Source organism: Oceanobacillus chungangensis (genome assembly GCF_003369565.1).
Classification (GTDB): Bacteria; Bacillota; Bacilli; order Bacillales; family Amphibacillaceae; genus Oceanobacillus; species Oceanobacillus chungangensis.
Genome location: NZ_PIOD01000017.1, coordinates 1 through 2,942, shown reverse-complemented (window position 1 = coordinate 2,942; position 2,942 = coordinate 1). Strand labels below are relative to the sequence as shown.

General features: G+C 52.0%; 1 rRNA gene. It reads right to left on the bottom strand.

Annotation, left to right across the window (positions count from 1 at the left end):
• Positions 1-3 precede the first annotated feature (3 nt).
• A 23S ribosomal RNA gene (locus CWR45_RS14835) occupies positions 4-2,920 on the bottom strand.
• Positions 2,921-2,942 lie beyond the last annotated feature (22 nt).

Sequence of the window (2,942 nt, the reverse complement as noted above, 5' to 3'; positions counted from 1 at the left end):
AATTTAGTTAAGTCCTCGATCGATTAGTATCCGTAAGCTCCACGTGTCACCACGCTTCCACACCGAACCTATCAACCTCATCGTCTCTGAGGGATCTTACTCACTCGAAGTGATGGGAAGTCTCATCTTGAGGGGGGCTTCATGCTTAGATGCTTTCAGCACTTATCCTTTCCACACGTAGCTACCCAGCGATGCTCCTGGCGGAACAACTGGTACACCAGCGGTGTGTCCATCCCGGTCCTCTCGTACTAAGGACAGCTCCTCTCAAACTTCCAACGCCCACGACGGATAGGGACCGAACTGTCTCACGACGTTCTGAACCCAGCTCGCGTACCGCTTTAATGGGCGAACAGCCCAACCCTTGGGACCGACTACAGCCCCAGGATGCGATGAGCCGACATCGAGGTGCCAAACCTCCCCGTCGATGTGAACTCTTGGGGGAGATAAGCCTGTTATCCCCGGGGTAGCTTTTATCCGTTGAGCGATGGCCCTTCCATGCGGAACCACCGGATCACTAAGCCCGACTTTCGTCCCTGCTCGACTTGTAGGTCTCGCAGTCAAGCTCCCTTCTGCCTTTACACTCTACGAATGATTTCCAACCATTCTGAGGGAACCTTTGGGCGCCTCCGTTACTCTTTGGGAGGCGACCGCCCCAGTCAAACTGCCCGCCTGACACTGTCTCCGAACCGGATCACGGTCCTGGGTTAGAAGGTTCATACAACTAGGGTGGTATCCCACGGGCGCCTCCACGTAAGCTAGCGCTCACGCTTCAACGGCTCCCACCTATCCTGTACAAGCTGCACAAACATTCAATATCAGGCTACAGTAAAGCTCCACGGGGTCTTTCCGTCCTGTCGCGGGTAATGCGCATCTTCACGCATAGTATAATTTCACCGGGTCTCTCGTTGAGACAGTGCCCAAGTCGTTGCACCTTTCGTGCGGGTCGGAACTTACCCGACAAGGAATTTCGCTACCTTAGGACCGTTATAGTTACGGCCGCCGTTTACTGGGGCTTCGGTTCTATGCTTCGCACCAAAGTGCTAACATTTCCCCTTAACCTTCCAGCACCGGGCAGGTGTCAGCCCCTATACTTCGCCTTTCGGCTTCGCAGAGACCTGTGTTTTTGCTAAACAGTCGCTTGGGCCTATTCACTGCGGCTCCATGTAAATGAAGCACCCCTTCTCCCGAAGTTACGGGGTCATTTTGCCGAGTTCCTTAACGAGAGTTCTCCCGCTCACCTTAGGATTCTCTCCTCGCCTACCTGTGTCGGTTTGCGGTACGGGCACCTATGATCTAACTAGAGGCTTTTCTTGGCAGTGTGAAATCAGGAACTTCGGTACTAATTTCCCTCCCCATCACAGCTTGAAATTGTTGAACGGATTTGCCTATCCAACTTTCTCACTGCTTGGGCGCACACATCCATCGGTGCGCATTCCTTATCCTACTGCGTCCCCCCATCGCTCAAACAATCATGAGGTGGTACAGGAATATCAACCTGTTGTCCATCGCCTACGCCTTTCGGCCTCGGCTTAGGTCCCGACTAACCCTGAGAGGACGAGCCTTCCTCAGGAAACCTTAGGCATTCGGTGAAAGAGATTCTCACTCTTTTTTCGCTACTCATACCGGCATTCTCACTTCTAAGCGCTCCACCAGTCCTCACGGTCTGACTTCACAGCACTTAGAACGCTCTCCTACCATTGTTCGAAGAACAATCCGCAGCTTCGGTGATACGTTTAGCCCCGGTACATTTTCGGCGCAGAGTCACTCGACCAGTGAGCTATTACGCACTCTTTAAATGATGGCTGCTTCTGAGCCAACATCCTGGTTGTCTGGGCAACTCCACATCCTTTTCCACTTAACGTATACTTTGGGACCTTAGCTGGCGGTCTGGGCTGTTTCCCTTTCGACTATGAACCTTATCACCCATAGTCTGACTCCCAAGTTGAAGTAATTGGCATTCGGAGTTTGACTGAATTCGGTAACCCGGTGAGGGCCCCTAGTCCAATCAGTGCTCTACCTCCAATACTCACTACTTGAGGCTAGCCCTAAAGCTATTTCGGAGAGAACCAGCTATCTCCGTGTTCGATTGGCATTTCACCCCTACCCACACCTCATCCCCGCATTTTTCAACATACGTGGGTTCGGGCCTCCAGTCAGTGTTACCTGACCTTCACCCTGGACATGGGTAGATCACACGGTTTCGGGTCTACGACCGCATACTAATTCGCCCTATTCAGACTCGCTTTCGCTGCGGCTCCGTGTCTTCCACTTAACCTTGCATACGATCGTAACTCGCCGGTCCATTCTACAAAAGGTACGCCGTCACCCATTAACGGGCTTCGACTACTTGTAGGCACACGGTTTCAGGTACTATTTCACTCCCCTTCCGGGGTGCTTTTCACCTTTCCCTCACGGTACTGGTTCACTATCGGTCACTAGGGAGTATTTAGCCTTGGGAGATGGTCCTCCCGGATTCCGACGGAATTTCTCGTGTTCCGCCGTACTCAGGATACACTCCGGAGAGAATTCCTTTTCGACTACAGGGCTGTTACCCGCTATGGCTGACCTTTCCAGATCGATTCGTCTAAAGAATTCCTTTGTAACTCCAAAGGAGTGTCCTACAACCCCAGAAAGCAAGCTTTCTGGTTTGGGCTAATTCCGTTTCGCTCGCCGCTACTCAGGAAATCGCATTTGCTTTCTCTTCCTCCGGGTACTGAGATGTTTCAGTTCCCCGGGTCTGCCTCCATTATCCTATGTATTCAGATAATGGTACTGTTCCATTACGAACAGCGGGTTCCCCCATTCGGAAATCCTCGGATCAAAGTTTACGTACAACTCCCCGAGGCATATCGGTGTTAGTCCCGTCCTTCATCGGCTCCTAGTGCCAAGGCATCCACCGTGCGCCCTTATTCACTTAACTAAGTTAGTAAATAAGCGTACTA